This is a genomic window from Frateuria sp. YIM B11624, from assembly GCF_049727805.1.
In the GTDB taxonomy this organism is placed as follows: Bacteria; Pseudomonadota; Gammaproteobacteria; order Xanthomonadales; family Rhodanobacteraceae; genus Frateuria_A.
In genome coordinates this window covers 32172-47563 of record NZ_JBCNYA010000030.1, presented here as the reverse complement: position 1 = coordinate 47563, position 15392 = coordinate 32172, and the positions used below count along the sequence as shown (strand labels likewise).

Below are 15392 nucleotides of genomic sequence, written 5' to 3'. Positions count from 1 at the left end.
GGCGTGTGGACTGCGCTTCGTCCCCCATCCTCCTGTCGGCACCTTCCCCCGTGGAACGGGGGAAGACTCACGAACGCGCGCTCCCGCAAGGTCGACCCTTCCCCCGTTCCACGGGGGAAGGTGCCCGAAGGGCGGATGGGGGCGAGCGGAGCGCGCGACCTCGCCATACTCACCGAGGCCTCCTTTCCCGGACTTCGCCGCGGCGTCCAGGCTCCGGCATCGAAGCCTCGCGCTCGCGGACGGGGATCTCGTCGAGATTGGAGCTCCCCTGCGCCAGCGCCATGGCCAGCACCTGCGACACGTCCAGCGCGGTGCGCCCGGTGCATTGCTCGATCTGCTGGCGGCAGGAAAAGCCGTTGGTGATGATCAGCGTGTCCGGATCGGCCGCGCGGATGGCCGGCAGCAGTTCGAGCTCCCCGATGGCGAGCGACACGGCCACCTTCTTCGCGTCGAAGCCGAACGAGCCGGCCATGCCGCAGCAGCCGGCGTCGAGGAACTCGACGTCCAGTCCGGTCTTGGCAAGCAGCCGCTTCTCCGCATCGGTGCCGATCACCGCGTGGTGGTGGCAGTGCGCGTGCACCAGCGCCTTGCGCTTCAACGGCGGCGGCGCGTAGCCGACGCGGTCGAGATATTCGCTGAGGATGAAAGTGTGGCGCGCCAGCCAGTGCGCGCGCTCGTCACCGGGGAAGAGGTTGGGCAGTTCGTCGCGGAAGGCCGCCACGCAGGACGGTTCCAGCCCCACCACCGGCACGTCGCGGTCGATGAACGGCGAGAGCGCGTCCAGCAGGTCGGTCAGTTGTGCGCGCGCCTTGTCCAGCATGCCCTCGGCGTAGAGCGGTCGGCCGCAGCACAGCGGCGCCTCGGGCACCACGACGCGGTAGCCGGCCGCTTCCAGCACGGCGACGGCATCCTTGAGCGGCGCGGGGTGCAGGTAGTTGTTGAAGGTGTCCGGCCACAGCAGCACCTCCGGCCCGCGCACGCGCGGCTTCCCGCGCGCGGCGAACCAGGCGCGGAAGGTCTCGTCGGCGAAGCGCGGCATCGCGCGCTGCTGCGCGATGCCGCCGATGGCCTTGGCCAGGTGCGACAGCCCCGGCGTCTGCAGGACCGCATTGGCCAGCCACGACACGTGCGAGGCCACGCGCGCCACGTCGAAGATGCGCCCCATCGCGTACGCCGCGCGCGGGCGCAGGCGGCCCTTGTAGTGGTGATGCATGAACTCGGCCTTGTAGGTGGCCATGTCCACGTTGACCGGGCAATCGCTCTTGCAGCCCTTGCAGGCCAGGCACATGTCCAGCGCGTCGCGCACCGCCTCGCTGCGCCAGCCGTCCTTCAGCGGATCGCCCTCGAGCATCTCGAACAACAGGTGCGAGCGTCCGCGCGTGCTCCACTTCTCCTCGTGGGTGGCGCGGTAGCTCGGGCACATCACGTTCCTGTGCTTGTTGCGGCAGTTGCCCACGCCCACGCAGCGGCGCGCGGCCTGGGCGAAGCTCATGCCGTCGGCCGGATAGGCGAACGCGGTGTCGAGCTTGGGCGGCCGGTAGCCGGGGCCGTCGCGCAGGTCGGCATCCATCGGATTGGGATCGACCACCTTGCCGGGGTTCATGCGCCCGCGCGGATCCCACAGCGCCTTGAACTCGCCGAAGGCCTGGACCAGTTCGTCGCCGAACATCTTGGGCAGGAAGGAGGCGCGCACCTGGCCGTCGCCGTGCTCGCCGGAGAGCGAGCCGCCGTAGGCCAGCACAAGGTCGGAGGCCTCGTCCATGAAGGCGCGCCACTGCGCCACCGCCTCGGGCGTGGACAGGTCGAAGGCGATGCGGCAATGGATGCAACCGTCGCCGAAGTGGCCGTACAGCGCGCAGGTGTAGGTGTACTTGGCCAGCAGCTTGCGGAAGTCGCGCAGGTACGGTCCGACCTTGTCCGGCGGTACCGCGGCGTCCTCCCAGCCGGGATGGCCGTCCGGCTGGCCGGGCACGCGCGCGGTGGCGCCCAGGCCCGACTCGCGGATGGTCCACAGCATGCCTTCCTCGGCGGGATCGTCGAACAGCTTCATGCTTGGCGGGTGGTCTTCGGCCTTGAGCGCCTGCATCAGCTTGCGCGCCTTGCCGTCGGCCTCCTCCTTGGAATCGCCGCCGAACTCGACCATCAGCCAGCCGCCGCCCGGCGGCAGCAGGGCGCGATCCTTCGGGTGCATGTCCTTGCGCTTCATGTCGGCGATCAGCGCGTCGTCGATGCCTTCCAGGCCGACCGGTCCGAATGAAAGGATCTGCGGTACGTGGTCGCCGGCCTCGAACACGTCGGGATAGCCCAGCACCAGCAGCGAGCGCACCGGCGGGCTGGGTACCAGGCGCACCTCGGCCTCCAGGATCGTCACGCAGGTGCCTTCGGTGCCGACCAGCGCGCGCGCCACGTTGAAGCCGTTCTCCGGCAACAGTTCGTCGAGGTTGTAGCCGGACACGCGGCGCGGGATCTTCGGGTAGCGCGCGCGGATCAGATCGGCGTAGCGGTCGCGGATGGATTTCAGGCCCGCGTAGATCTCGCCGCGCCGGCCGCCCTCGCGGATGATCTGCTCCAGCTCCTCCTCGCCGGTCGGCCCCACGCGCATGCGCAGGCCGTCATAGGTGACGATCTGAAGCGCATGCACGTTGTCGGCCGTGCGCCCAGCCATCACCGAGTGCACGCCGCAGGAGTTGTTGCCGATCATGCCGCCCAGCGTGTTGTGCGCGTGGGTGGAGGGGTCGGGACCGAAGGTGAGATGGTGCTTCTCGGCTTGGTCGCGCAGGTCGTCCAGTACGCAGCCGGGCTCGATGCGCGCGCGGCGCGCTTGCGGGTCGATCGCGACGATCTGGTTCAGGTGATAGGAGAAATCCATCACCACCGCGGTATTGCAGCATTGCCCGGCCAGGCTCGTGCCGCCGCCGCGCGAGAGCACCGGCGCGTCGTGCTCGCGGCAGATGCGCAGGGTTTCGATGACGTCCTTCGCATGCCGTGGCTTGACCACGCCGATCGGCACCTGGCGGTAGATCGAGCCGTCGGTGGCGTACAGCGCGCGGCTGCCGTCGTCGAAGCAGACCTCGCCTTCCAGCGCCGCCGCCAGGTCCTGCGCAAGCACGGTGGCGGCGGCGCTGGAGAAGGCGAAGCGGTCGCTGTGCGAGTGGCGCACGCGCGGCGGCGCCAGCGGCAGCACGGCCGCGTCGCGGCGGGCGTCCGGCCGGTCGCGGCCGTGGCTGGACGATGCGGCCGCCTCGGCCCCGGGCGAGCCGGGCGCGCGCGGAAACGAAGGAACCGAACCGTGCTCCCGCTGCTTGGTCATGTCTGCCAACCTTCCTCGACGCGGTAGCGCCGCGCGTCGGATGCCTTGAGGGTGAGGCCCAGCCCGGGTGCGTCCGCATCGACCACCAGTGCGCCGTCGCGCAGCGCGGGCAGGCCGTCGAAGAACATCGACTCGATCCGTGCGTGGTCGTGGAAGTACTCCACGTGCTCCAGGTGCCCGACCGCGCTGCACACGTGCGCGTGCAGGTGCGGCGCGCAGTGGGCCGACACCGGGATGCCGAAGCCATGCGCGAGCGCGGCCGTGTGCAGGAAGCCGGTGAAGCCGCCGCAGCGGGTACCGTCGACCTGCAGCACGTCGACCGCCCCGGCATCGAGCATGCGGCGGAAGTACCAGGTGTCCCAGCCGTATTCGCCGGCGGCGATGGCCATGCCGGCCGGCGCGCGGTCGCGCAGCAGGCGCAGCCCTTCCAGGTCGTCCGAGGACACCGGCTCTTCGAACCAGTCGACGCCCTCGTGCGCGTAGCGCTCGGCCAGCGCCAGCGCCTGTTTGCGCGCGTAGGCGCCGTTACCGTCGACCATCAGCGCGGGCGCCGTGCCGATCGCCTCGCGCGCGGCGCGCACGCGCGCCGGATCGTCGTGCGGATGCGTGCCCACCTTCATCTTCACCCGCGCCATGCCCTGCTCGGCCCAGCCGGCGAGTTGCTCCTGCAGGCGTTCGACCGGATAGGATGTGAAGCCACCGCTGCCGTACACCGGCACCGCCTCGCGCGCGCGGCCCATCAGCCGCACCACCGAGGTGCCGTGCAGGCGCGCCTTCAGGTCCCACAACGCCACGTCGACCGCGGCGATGGCCATCAACCCCACGCCGGGGCGGCCGACGTTGCGCAGGCTGCGGTTCATCGCGTGCCATGCGCCGGCGATGTCGTCGGCGTCGTGGTTGAGCAGCACGTCGCGCAGCGGGTCGGCGATCACCGCGCCTGCCGCGGCGTGCGCGTAGGTCCATCCCAGGCCGGTGTAGCCACCGGCGGAGACCTGCACCAGCACCAGCGTGGTGGCGTCCCAGGCGATGGTGCCGTCGGCCTCCGGCGCATCGGTGGGAATGCGGTAAGCACTCACCTCGATGCGTGCGATGCGGCGCGTTGCGGGAACGGTCGCGGCTGGCGAGGGCCGCGCGGCGTTCATCGCTGGCTGTGCGGCAGGATGCCGGCGAGCACCTGGCGCAGGCTCTGCTTGATGATGCCGGCCTCGTCGGGGTCGCCCTTGGCCAGCGCGGTCATGTAGTCCTTCGCCTGTTTCCAGGTGATGTGCGGCGGCAGCGGCGGCACGTCCGGGTCGGCGATGATGTCCAGCAGCACCGGGCGATCGGCGGCGAAGGCCTGCTCCCAGGCGCTGCCGAGATCCTCGGGCCGATCCACGCGGATCGCCTTGAAGCCGAGCAGCTCGGCGTACTTGGCGTAGGAGAACTCCTCGACGTACTGCGACTGGGTGAACTTCGGATCGCCGCCCAGCGCGCGCTGCTCCCAGGTCACCTGGTTGAGGTCGTCGTTGTGCAGCACCATCACCACGAAGCAGGGGTTGGACCACTGCTTCCAGTACTGCTTGACGGTGATCAGCTCTGCGTTGCCGTTCATCTGCATGGCGCCATCGCCGACGATCGCCAGCACCGGCCGCCCGGGATGGGCGAACTTCGCCGCGATGGCGTAGGGCATGCCGCTGCCCATGGTGGCGAGCTTGCCCGAGAGCGACGCCATCATCCCGGAGCGGATCTTCACGTCGCGCGCGTACCAGTTGGTGTGCGAGCCGCAGTCGCCGCAGATGATGGTGTTGTCCGGCAGGCGTGGGGAGAGCTCCCAGAAGATGCGCTGCGGGTTGATCGGATTGGCCGGCTCCATCGCCTTGGCTTCCAGATCGCGCCACCATTTGCGCACGTTGAGCTCGATGCGCTCGCGCCAGTCCGGGTTGTCCTTCGGCTTGAGCAACGGCAGCAGCCGTTCGAGCACCTGCGCGCTGTCGCCGATCAGGTTCACTTCCGTCGCGTAGCGCATCGACACGTTGCGCGGGTCGATGTCGATCTGCACCGCGCGCGCCTGTCCTTCCTCGGGCAGGAACTCCGAGTACGGGAAGGTCGTGCCGACCATCAGCAGGGTGTCGCAGTCGTTCATCAAGTCCCAGCTCGGCTTGGTCCCGAGCAGGCCGATCGAACCGGTGACGAACGGCAGGTCGTCCGGCAGCGCCGCCTTGCCGAGCAGCGCCTTGGCGATGCCCGCATCGAGCCGGTTGGCTACCGCGACCACCTGGTCGCCGGCATGCATGGCGCCGGCGCCGATCAGGATCGCCACCTTGCGGCCGTCGTTGAGCAGATCGGCGGCGCGCTTGATGTCTTCGTCGCCCGGCACCGGGCAGGGGTTGGCGTAGCCGATGCCGGTATAGACGTCGTTGTGCTTGCGCGGCGGGTGCCGGACCGCCGGCAGCTCCTGGATGTCGTTGGGCACGATCACGCAGGTGACGGTGCGTTGTGCCGCCGCGATACGGATCGCGCGATCCACCACCTGGCGCACCTGCACCGGCGAAAGGATGGTCTCGACGTAGCCGCAGACGTCCTGGAACAACACCTGCAGGTCGACCTCCTGCTGGAAGTCGCTGCCGATCGCACTGCGCGCGGACTGGCCGACGATGGCGAGCACCGGCATGTGGTCCATCTGCGCGTCATACAGGCCGTTCAACAGGTGGATCGCGCCGGGACCGGAGGTCGCCATGCAGACGCCGATCTCGCCGGTGAACTTGGCATGGCCACCGGCCATGAAGGCGGCCATTTCCTCGTGGCGCACGCGCACGTAGTCGAAGCGGTCGGCGGCGCGCCCCATCGCGCCCATGATTCCGTTGATGCCGTCGCCGGGGAAACCGAAGATGCGCCGAAGGCCCCAGTCGGTGAGGCGTTGCAGGATGAAGTCGCCGACGGTTTCGCTCATGGGTTGCTGGCTCCTGGCAGGCGCGGCGCGGACGAAACGCAAGGGCTCGCCTCGCGCGGGACGCGCGTGCCTGTCAGAGCTTCAGGGAATCTGGCAAGGATCGGCGACACGGCGGACCGCCGGGCCGACACGCGCTGGGGATCGGTCTGCCCTACCTTGCCGCGGGCGCGGTCATGCGCGGGTGAAAGCGATGCGATGCGGGCGCGACGCACGGCGCATGTTTCTGCGGGTCCGCACGCCCTCCCCGAGCGGGGAGGGCATGGATGCTCACTCGCCTTCCATCTCGTCCTCGAAGCGCAGGTGCTTCACGCTGCGCCCGTTGCGGCGCACCAGCTTGAGCGCCTCGATGCCGATGCGGATGTGCGCCTCGACGTACTTCTCGGTCACGCTGCGGTCGCTGGCCTCGGTCTTGACGCCTTCGGGGATCATCGGCTGGTCCGACACAAGCAGCAGCGCGCCGCAGGGGATCTTGTTGGCGAAGCCGGCGGCGAAGATCGTCGCCGTTTCCATGTCCACCGCCATGCAGCGGGTGCGACGCAGATAATCCTTGAACGCCTCGTCGTGCTCCCATACGCGCCGGTTGGTGGTGTAGACGGTGCCGGTCCAGTAGTCGTGGCCGAGGTCGCGGATCATGGTGGAGACCGCGCGCTGCAACTGGAACGCCGGCAGCGCCGGCACCTCCGGCAGCAGGTAGTCGCCGGAGGTGCCCTCGCCGCGGATCGCGGCGATCGGCAGCACCAGGTCGCCGAGCTGGTTCTTCTTCTTGAGCCCGCCGCACTTGCCCAGGAACAGCGCGGCCTGCGGCTGCACGGCGCTCAACAGGTCCATCACCGTCGCGGCATTGGGGCTGCCCATGCCGAAGTTGATCAGGGTGATGCCGTCGGCGGTGGCGTTGGGCATCGGCCGGTCGCGGCCCTGCACTTCGACGCCGTGCCATTGGGCGAACAGCTCCACATATAGGCCGAAATTGGTCAGCAGGATGTGCTGGCCGAATTGCTCCAGCGGCGTGCCGGTATAGCGCGGCAGCCAGTTGGAGACGATCGCTTGCTTGTCTTTCATGGGGTATCCCGGGAAAACGCGCCGCGGTCGCGGCACGCGCGCCGGCGACGCCACGCCGGCAGGGACCATTTCTCGAGTCCGCGCCATTCTACGGGGAGCGGCCCGCGGCCGTCACTCAAGCCGGCTTCGCACAGGCCGATAAGCCTGTCGGGAACCGCGCAGCCAGACCCAGGTCACAGCATCGACGCGCGTGTTATGTTCGGCGCGTCATTGACCAAGGGGGAATGACACGATGCGGATGGGCTTGGCGATCGACGCATCCTGCGACCTGCCGCAGGCGTTCCTCCGGGAACACAACATCGCGGTCATGCCGATCGCCGTGAAGCTCGACGGCAGCGTGTTCAAGGACGACCGCGACCAGGAAGAGATCGAGCGCTTCCTCTACATGAAGCTGGCCGGCACCCATGCGGCGGAAACCGAGCCCTGCTCGGTCGAGGACGTGCAAAGGCTGTTTCTGGACAAGCTGGTGCTGGAACACGATTGCGTGTTCTGCCTGACCATCACCGCCACGCGCAGCCCGATCCACGAGCACGTGCTCAAGGCCAGCTTCGCAATCCTCAAGAACTACCGCGAGGTGCGCGACCGCGCGGGCGTGCCGGGGCCGTTCCTGATGCGCGTGGTCGACACGCGCAACGTGTTCGCCGGCGAGGGCCCGGCGGTGTTCGAGGCGACCCGGCTGATCCGCGCCGGCGAGGCGCCGCCCGCCATCCGCGAACGGCTGGGCCTGATCGCCAACCATACCTACGCCTACATGCTGCCGCGCGACCTGCACCACCTGCGCAGCCGCACCCGCAAGCGCGGCGACCGCAGCGTCAGCCTGTTCAGCGCGGTGGTCGGCACGGCGCTGGACATCAAGCCGCTGCTGCGCTGCTTCCGCGGCGAAACCGGCCCGGTCGGCAAGGTACGCGGCTTCGAGCACGGCGCCGAGACGCTGTTCGGCTACGCCGCGCGCCGTGTGCGCGCCGGGTTGATGGTGCCGGTGGTGTGCGTCAGCTACGGCGGCAACCTGGCCGAGCTGGCCAAGCTGCCCGGCTACGACGGTCTGCGCCAGGCCTGCGAGGAGACCGGCGTGACCCTGCTGGAAGCACCGATGAGCATCACCGGCATGGTCAACGTCGGCGAGGGCGCGGTCACGCTCGGCTTCGCCGCCGAGGAACACGAGCCCGATTTCTGAAACTCCAGCACGCGCGCACCGTTCCCTCTTCTCATAGGAATGAGGGTGAAGGGCGAGGCTCGCGGTAAGCCCGGCAAGGACGAACTCCAAGCCCGCATCCGGTTCACCCGCGCAGCCCTAGAATCCACCCCATGCGCCGCCTCCTGCCCGCCTCCATGTTGCTGGCCCTCGGCCTGCTCGCCGTCGGCCATGTGCGGCATGCCTGTGCGGCGACCACCGTCTACGAATGCACCGCCGCCGACGGCCGGGTGACCTACCAGGACACGCCCTGCCCCGCGGGCCAGCGGCAGCGCACGATGCAGGTGGCCGACGCACCCGCGGCCCCGCTGCCTGCCACCGCACCACCGGCGCCTGTGGCCCCGCCCGAACAAGCACCGCCGCCACCGGCGCCCCAGCCCACCGCGCCGCTGCCGGTGATGTACACCTGCGTGCGCGCCACCGACGGCAAGACCTATCTCAGCGACAACGGCAACCCACCGCCCTACCAGGCGCCCTACGGTGTGCTCGGTGCCGAGCAGCTGCCGCTGTCGGAGGTGTACGGACCCGACCGCGGCGCCGCCGGCATCTCCGCGCCGGAGGCCAACCGCGGCCGCGTCACCTCCGGCCTGGTGGCGAACAACTACGTGTGGGTGCAGGACCAGTGCCGCGAGCTCGACGTCGAGGAGACCTGCCAGGCCCTGCAGGACGCCTACGACAAGAACGAGCACAAGCTCAACAACGCGTTCAAGAGCCAGCGTCCGCCGCTGGAGAAGCGCGAGGCGCAGCTGCAGGCGCAACTGGCCAACTGCGGCGGGTGAACCGGATCCTTAGGATGGGCTTCAGCCCACCATGCTCGGCGGCGCGAGGGCGGTGGGCTGAAGCCCACCCTACGGAAGGCTAGAAACCGTAGCTCAAGAACCCGCCATCCACCGCCAGCACCTGCCCGGTGATGTAGCCGGCCGCCGGCAGGCACAGGAAGGCCACCGCAGCAGCCACCTCCTCCGGCTCGCCGATACGCTTGAGCGGCGTGCGCTCGAGCACCTCCTCGAGGTAGTCCGGATCGGCCAGCGCCGGTTCCGAACGCTGCGTGCGGATATACCAGGGCGCCACCGCGTTGACGCGGATGCCGTCGACCGCCCACTCCACCGCCAGGTTGCGGGTGAGCTGGTGCAGCGCGGCCTTGGTCATGCCGTAGGGCGAGCCGGTGCGCACGTGCAAGGCGCCGGACACCGAGCCCACGTTGACGATCGCCGCGTTGCCATGCTCGACCAGGTGCGGATGCGCCAGGCGGCACATCTCGAAGGCGCTGAACAGGTTCTGCTCGAAGATGGCGCGGTAGTCCGCGCTTTCATACGCGAGCGTGGCGTCGGGCGCGTTGCCGCCGGCGTTGTTGACCAGCAGCGAGACCGGCGCGTCGATGTCCGCGATCCAGTCGAACACCGCCAGACGTTCTTCCTCATCGGTCAGGTCCGCGCCGAAGGCCAGCACCTCACGGCCGGGCAGGTCTTCGGCGAGTTCGGCGCGAACCTGTTCGAGGTGCACGTCGTCGCGCGCCACCAGCAGCAGGTCGGCGCCCAGGCCGCCGAGCTCGCGCGCGACGGCCAGGCCGATGCCCTTGCTGGCGCCGGTGATCAGGGCGGTGTGGCCGGTGAGCTGCCAGGCGTCGGTGCGCAGGTTCATGGGCAAGAGCTTAGCCGATGCGCTTGCCGCGATCGCCGGGCGGCGGGACACTGCAGCCTGGTCGACCTGGGGATCACCATGAAGCCATTGCTGCCGCTCGCCTGCCTGCTCGCGCTCGCCGGTTGCTCGAACAAGGCGCCCGAACCGCAGGCCACTGCCACGTCCAAGCGCGTGGCCACGCCGTGGGACGACATGAAAAAGGACGAACAGAAAGCCAAGGACGTGCAGAAGCTGGTCGACGACCACGCCAAGGAGCAGCAGAAGGCGCTGGACGACGCCGGGCAGTAGCCACCATCCGATGGACGCAGGATCGAAGCCGCGATGCCCGCTATCGAGCCCTTCCCTCGTGAACGCGGGGGAAGGTGCCGACAGGCGGATGGGGGCGCTCTAGGGCGAGGCGCACGGTCGAGCCTTTCGCAAGGCCTCCCCCATCCGCCCTGCGGGCACCTTCCCCCGTGAACGGGGGAAGGACTCGGAGCGCCTTCAGCGCGGCGCGCAGAAACAGTAGGCGTAGACGTTCGGCCGGCCGGCCTGCGCATGGCGCAGCAGCTTGAGTTCGGGCGCCAATTGGGGCAGCTCGGCCAGCCACGACGGCAGGCGCAGGCCGTAGCCCTGGGCCACCTGCAGCATCGCGCTCTGGTTCATGCCCACCAGGAACTGCTCGAAGCCGCCCAGCGGCGCCTCGACGTAGTGCACGTGGTAGTCCTTGCCCAGCTTGGCCAGCGACGCCGCCGCGTCGAGCGCAGCGTCCATGCCGCCGAGCTGGTCGACCAGGCCACGCTCCAGCGCCTGGCGGCCGGTCCACACGCGGCCCTGGGCGATCGTGTCGATGGCATCGAAGGTCTTGCCACGCGCCTGCGCCACCTTGCCGACGAAGTCGCGGTAGCCCTTGTCGATGATCGCCTGGATCACCGCGCCGGCCTTCGGATCGAGCGGCCGGGTGATGTCGAAGGCACCGGCCATCGGCCCGGTGCCCACGCCGTCGCTGTGGATGCCGATCTTGTCCAGCGCGCCGGGCACGGCGTAGTACATGCCGAAGATGCCGATCGAGCCGGTGATCGTGTTGGGATCGGCGACGATGCGGTCGGCATTCATCGCGATCCAGTAGCCGCCGCTGGCCGCCACGTTGCCCATCGAGACCACCACCGGGATGCCGGCCTTGCGGGTCAGCTCGACCTCGCGACGGATCTGCTCGGCGGCGTAGACCTCGCCGCCGGGCGAGTTGATGCGCAGCACCAGCGCCTTCGTGCGCCGGTCGTGCCGCGCGGCGCGGATCAGCGCGGACGTCGAGTCGCCGCCTACGCTGCCCTGCGGCTGGCGGCCGCCGACGATCTCGCCTTCGGCCACCACCACCGCCACGCCCGGGGCGAACGGGCTGTCGTGCTCGAGGTTGGCGACGTAGCGCGAAAGCTCGACCTGGCGGAAGCCCTCCTGCGGCTTGTCGCCGGCCGGCACGCCGGCCTTGCGCATCATCGCGTCGAGCTGCGCGCGAGTGGCGGTGCCGTCGACCAGGTGTTCGTCCTGCGCCAGTTGCGCCAGGTCGCCCTGGGTGCGTGCGATGGCGTCGGGCAGGTTGTCGATGTCGGCGCGGAACACCGCCGGGTCGAGCTGGCGCAGCTTGGCCACCTCGTCGATGTATTCGTCCCACAGGCCGCCCATCCAGAAGCGGTCGGCGGCCTTGGAGTCGTCCGAGGCGTGGTCGAGGATGTAGGGCTCGGCGGCGCTCTTGTAGCGGCCGACGCGGAACAGGTGCACGTCCACGCCGAGCTTGTCGAGCAGGTCCTTGTAGAACAGCCGGTAGCTGGCCAGCCCTGTGATCATCACGCCGCCCTGCGGGTCGAGCAGGATGCGGTCGGCGTGCGCGGCCAGGTAGTACTGGCCCTGGTCGAAGTTCACGCCCCACACGATCACCGGCTTGCCGGCGGCGCGGAAGCGGTCCAGCGCCGCGCCGACCTCGCGCAGCGTGGCGAAGCCGCCGCCCTTGAGCTCGTCCGGCAGCAGGAGGATGCGGCTGATCCGCTTGTCGTGCGCGGCGGCGTCGATGGCGCCGACCAGGTCGCGCATCTGCACCTGCTTCGGCGGCTCGCCGGACAGGCTCTGCAGCGCGCGCTGCAGCGGCTCGATGCTGTACTGCTCGACCAGCTCGCCCTTGGGCTGCAGCACCAGCACGCTGCCGTCCTTGATGGTGTGCGCCAGCCGGTTGCCGGCCACGCCGCCGACGATCAGCAGCAGCACCACGAACAGCAGCGCGAAGAACACCAGGTTGAGGATCACCAGCCGCACCACGTTGAAGCCGCGCCCGATCACCCGCAGGAAGGCCCAGAATCCGTTCGGGCGGTGCAGCGGCGGCGGGGTGCTCATCGGTCGATCCTGGGCGTGCTAGAGATGATCGTTGAGCGTAACCGCTTGCGAACGCACCGTCATGCTGTCTTCCGGCGGGACCGCCTGCCAGCGGTGCCGCCAGGCGCTGCGCCAGAAACGCGTGAACAGCAGCACCGCCGCCACGCTAAGGCCCGCAATCAGCCCCATCCACATGCCGCGCGCGCCCAGGCCGTGCCGGAACGCCAGCCACCAGCCCACCGGCATGCCCACGCCCCAGTAGGCGAACAGGGTGATCGCCATCGGCACGCGGGTGTCCTTCAGGCCGCGCAACGCCCCGTTGGAGGCGACCTGGATGCCGTCGGAGAACTGGAACAGGCCGGCCAGCACCAGCAACTGCGCGGCCAGCGCGATCACCGTGGCGTTGCCGGTGTACAGCGAGGCGATCGCATGCGGCAGGCCCAGCATCAGCGTAGCCGAGACCAGTTGCGTGACCAGTGCAAGGCCGATGCCGCAGAAGCCGGCATAGCGCACGCCGCGCGCGTCGTTGCGGCCCACCGCATTGCCGACGCGCACGGTGATCGCCATGGCTAGGCCGAGTGGGACCATGAAGAATACCGAGGCCACGTTGATCGCCACCTGGTGGCTGGCCACGACGTCCTCGCCCATGGTGCCGATCAGCAACGCCGTGGCCACGAACAGTCCGGCCTCGGCCAGCAGCGTCACCGCCATCGGCAGGCCGATGTGCAGCAACGCGCCGATGCGCCGCCAGTGCGGCCACTCGAAGCGCTCGAACAGGTTCAGCCCGCGGTAGTTGCGATGGCACAGCACATAGACGAGGAAGCCCAGCATCTCCAGCCACAGCACCAGCGCCGTGGCGATGCCGCAGCCGCGCGCGCCCTGCGGCGGCAGGCCCAGCTTGCCGAACATGAAGACGTAGCCCAGCGGCGCCAGCACGGCCAGGCCGCCCAGGCTGAACATCATCGACGGCCGCGTCAGCGACAGACCCTCGGACAAGCCGCGCAGGGTGAAATAGCACGCCAGCGCCGGCGCGCCCCAACTGATCGCATGCAGGAATTCGTTGACGTCGTGACGCAAGCCCGGCGTCACGCCGATAAGGTTGACCAGCGGTTCGGCATGGCGCACGCCGAACCACAGCAGCGCGCCCAGCATCACCGCCAGCCACAACGCCTGGCGGAACACCGCGCCCACTTCCGGCCGCCGGTTGGCGCCATCGAGCTGCGCGACCGACGGCGGCACCGCCATCATCACGCCGATGCCGCTGACGATCGCCAGCGTCCACACGCTGGTGCCCACCGCCACCGCGCCCAGCACGTGCGCGCTGAAATGCCCGGAGAGCACCGCGTCGACCACGTTGGTGCCGACCGCCGCCAGTTGCGCGGCCACCAGCGGCAGGGCCAGGCGCACGGTGGCGCCGACCTCGTGCACGACGCGCGCGCGATCGATGGTCTTCATCGGCTCTTGCATCCAGGGAGGGCGCGCCATTCTAGCCGAGTCGGCAGGGCTGCCCCGCGCGGCCTGCTGTGCCAAGATCGCACGCTTTCATAGGGGCGGTACCTCATGAACGAGCTGACCGAAGCCGGCACGCTGCATTGCGCCAACTGCGCCACGCCGCTGGAAGGCGAGTTCTGCCACCACTGCGGCCAGTCCGTGCACAGCGTGCTCAAGCCCGTGCATCACATGCTCGAAGACGGCATGGATATGTTCCTGCACGTGGACGGACGCATCTTCCACACGCTGCCGCCGCTGCTGACCAAACCCGGCTTCCTCACGCTCGAATATTTCTCCGGGCGCCGCCAGCGCTACGTCGCCCCGTTCCGGCTGATGTTCGTGCTGTGCCTGCTGGCGTTCTTTGCCTTCCACCTGGCGGTGGACGTGGTGGTGAACAAGCGCGCGACAGCGAGGACAGGAGGCGGAGAGAACACGTTCGCCCAGGCGCGTACCGCGCAGGAAGTGCAGACCAAGTTGGCCGAGAGCCTCGGCGCGCTCGAAGTCACGCGCAAGACCGTGCCGACGGTCGCATTGCCCGGAATCGATGCTGCCGAGAACAAGTTGCGCGAGCAGGCAAACATGCGCCTGACCGAGTTGGGCAAGGCGCCGGCACGGGCGTCCAGTGCCGCGGCGGACGACGTAGCGGGCCCTGATCGCCCGGTGCACCTGACCAGCAAAATGGACCATCAGATCGTCCACGTCGCCTGGTTGCCGCAGTTCATGAACGAGCGGCTGGATCTTTACGTGCACCGCATGCTGGCCAACATCAAGGAGGCCTTCGACGACGAGAACCCGGAGGCCCGCCAGTTGGCCCGGGAGCGGCTGATCACGGGCGTGTTCGCCGTGCTGCCGCAGGCGATGGTCGTGATGATCCCGATCTTCGCCCTGTTGCTGAAACTGTTCTACGTGTTCAAGCGCCGGCTCTACATGGAGCACCTGATCGTGGCGCTGCACAGCCATGCCTTCCTGTTTCTCGCGCTATTGCTGGTGACCGTAATCGGCATGCTTTCGACCTGGCTGCGGCCGCACCTGGCATGGACCGGCCATGCCCTCGGTTATCTGCAGGGGGCCGTGCTGTTGTGGATGCCGGTCTACCTGTTGGCGATGCAAAAGCGCATCTACCACCAGCGCTGGCCGATGACCGTGGTCAAGTACTGGTTCGTGGGCTGGTGCTACTTCTGGCTGCTGTCCACGGTGCTGGGTCTGGCGCTCGTCCTGGGCGCCGGGCACTGAACCGCCCGATAGCGGCCTCAGCCGACCGGAAAACTGCCTGTCATGGCGGTTGTGCACAGCGTCATGGGGCTGTCAAGGGCGCTCCAGACGGCATGAGCCGTACGTGAACAGCGTCACATGCGGACGCGCAAGTCATTGATTGTTAGGTCCTAAATTTGCTGGTTATTTTTTGCCCAGCGCGTACGCGAGGGCATCGT

The 15392-nt window shown here is 69.1% G+C and carries 11 protein-coding genes; 4 read left to right on the top strand and 7 right to left on the bottom strand.

Features of this window, described 5'->3' with window-relative positions; all coding sequences use genetic code 11:
- Window positions 1-169: 169 nt before the first annotated feature.
- The 4 genes from AAIL17_RS14630 to AAIL17_RS14615 all read right to left on the bottom strand — a co-directional run bounded on the left by AAIL17_RS14630 (window position 170) and on the right by AAIL17_RS14615 (window position 7298).
- Window positions 170-3310 carry an FAD-binding and (Fe-S)-binding domain-containing protein gene (locus AAIL17_RS14630; RefSeq protein WP_424683590.1) on the bottom strand — a complete coding sequence of 1047 codons (3141 nt, stop codon included), beginning with the start codon at window positions 3308-3310 and terminating at the stop codon, window positions 170-172.
- Window positions 3307-4386 (bottom strand): enolase C-terminal domain-like protein, encoded by a 1080-nt coding sequence (locus tag AAIL17_RS14625; RefSeq protein WP_424683589.1) that lies wholly within the window; start codon window positions 4384-4386, stop codon window positions 3307-3309. The genes AAIL17_RS14630 and AAIL17_RS14625 overlap by 4 nt, the downstream gene beginning before the upstream one ends.
- A gap of 62 nt (window positions 4387-4448) precedes the next feature.
- Window positions 4449-6239, bottom strand: a complete 1791-nt coding sequence (locus AAIL17_RS14620) for a thiamine pyrophosphate-requiring protein (protein ID WP_424683588.1) — start codon at window positions 6237-6239, stop codon at window positions 4449-4451.
- A 267-nt stretch (window positions 6240-6506) separates the two neighbouring features.
- Window positions 6507-7298, bottom strand: coding sequence for an AMP nucleosidase (locus tag AAIL17_RS14615; protein ID WP_424683587.1), 792 nt, complete (start codon window positions 7296-7298; stop codon window positions 6507-6509).
- Between the two features lie 232 nt (window positions 7299-7530).
- On the opposite strand from AAIL17_RS14615, the gene AAIL17_RS14610 reads away from it, so the two are divergent.
- Complete coding sequence (locus AAIL17_RS14610) at window positions 7531-8472, top strand: DegV family protein (RefSeq protein WP_424683586.1); 942 nt, start codon at window positions 7531-7533, stop codon at window positions 8470-8472.
- 131 nt (window positions 8473-8603) lie between these two features.
- Entirely contained in the window at window positions 8604-9269 is a 666-nt protein-coding gene (locus AAIL17_RS14605; protein ID WP_424683585.1) for a DUF4124 domain-containing protein, read from the top strand.
- 79 nt (window positions 9270-9348) lie between these two features.
- Here the strand turns inward: AAIL17_RS14605 and AAIL17_RS14600 are convergent, their stop codons facing one another.
- On the bottom strand, window positions 9349-10131 hold the full coding sequence (locus tag AAIL17_RS14600) for an SDR family oxidoreductase (RefSeq protein ID WP_424683584.1): 783 nt from the start codon (window positions 10129-10131) through the stop codon (window positions 9349-9351).
- Between the two features lie 78 nt (window positions 10132-10209).
- Here AAIL17_RS14600 and AAIL17_RS14595 point away from each other — a divergent pair, with 78 nt between their 5' ends.
- On the top strand, window positions 10210-10419 hold the full coding sequence (locus AAIL17_RS14595) for a hypothetical protein (RefSeq protein WP_424683583.1): 210 nt from the start codon (window positions 10210-10212) through the stop codon (window positions 10417-10419).
- Window positions 10420-10614: 195 nt separating this feature from the next.
- Here the strand turns inward: AAIL17_RS14595 and sppA are convergent, their stop codons facing one another.
- Both sppA and AAIL17_RS14585 read right to left on the bottom strand, forming a co-directional pair.
- Window positions 10615-12492, bottom strand: a complete 1878-nt coding sequence (gene sppA / locus AAIL17_RS14590; protein WP_424683582.1) for a signal peptide peptidase SppA — start codon at window positions 12490-12492, stop codon at window positions 10615-10617.
- A gap of 18 nt (window positions 12493-12510) precedes the next feature.
- Complete coding sequence (locus AAIL17_RS14585; protein ID WP_424683581.1) at window positions 12511-13926, bottom strand: MATE family efflux transporter; 1416 nt, start codon at window positions 13924-13926, stop codon at window positions 12511-12513.
- A gap of 105 nt (window positions 13927-14031) precedes the next feature.
- Here AAIL17_RS14585 and AAIL17_RS14580 point away from each other — a divergent pair, with 105 nt between their 5' ends.
- Window positions 14032-15195: a DUF3667 domain-containing protein gene (locus AAIL17_RS14580; protein WP_424683580.1), complete on the top strand. Its 1164-nt coding sequence runs from the start codon at window positions 14032-14034 to the stop codon at window positions 15193-15195.
- Window positions 15196-15392: the final 197 nt, after the last annotated feature.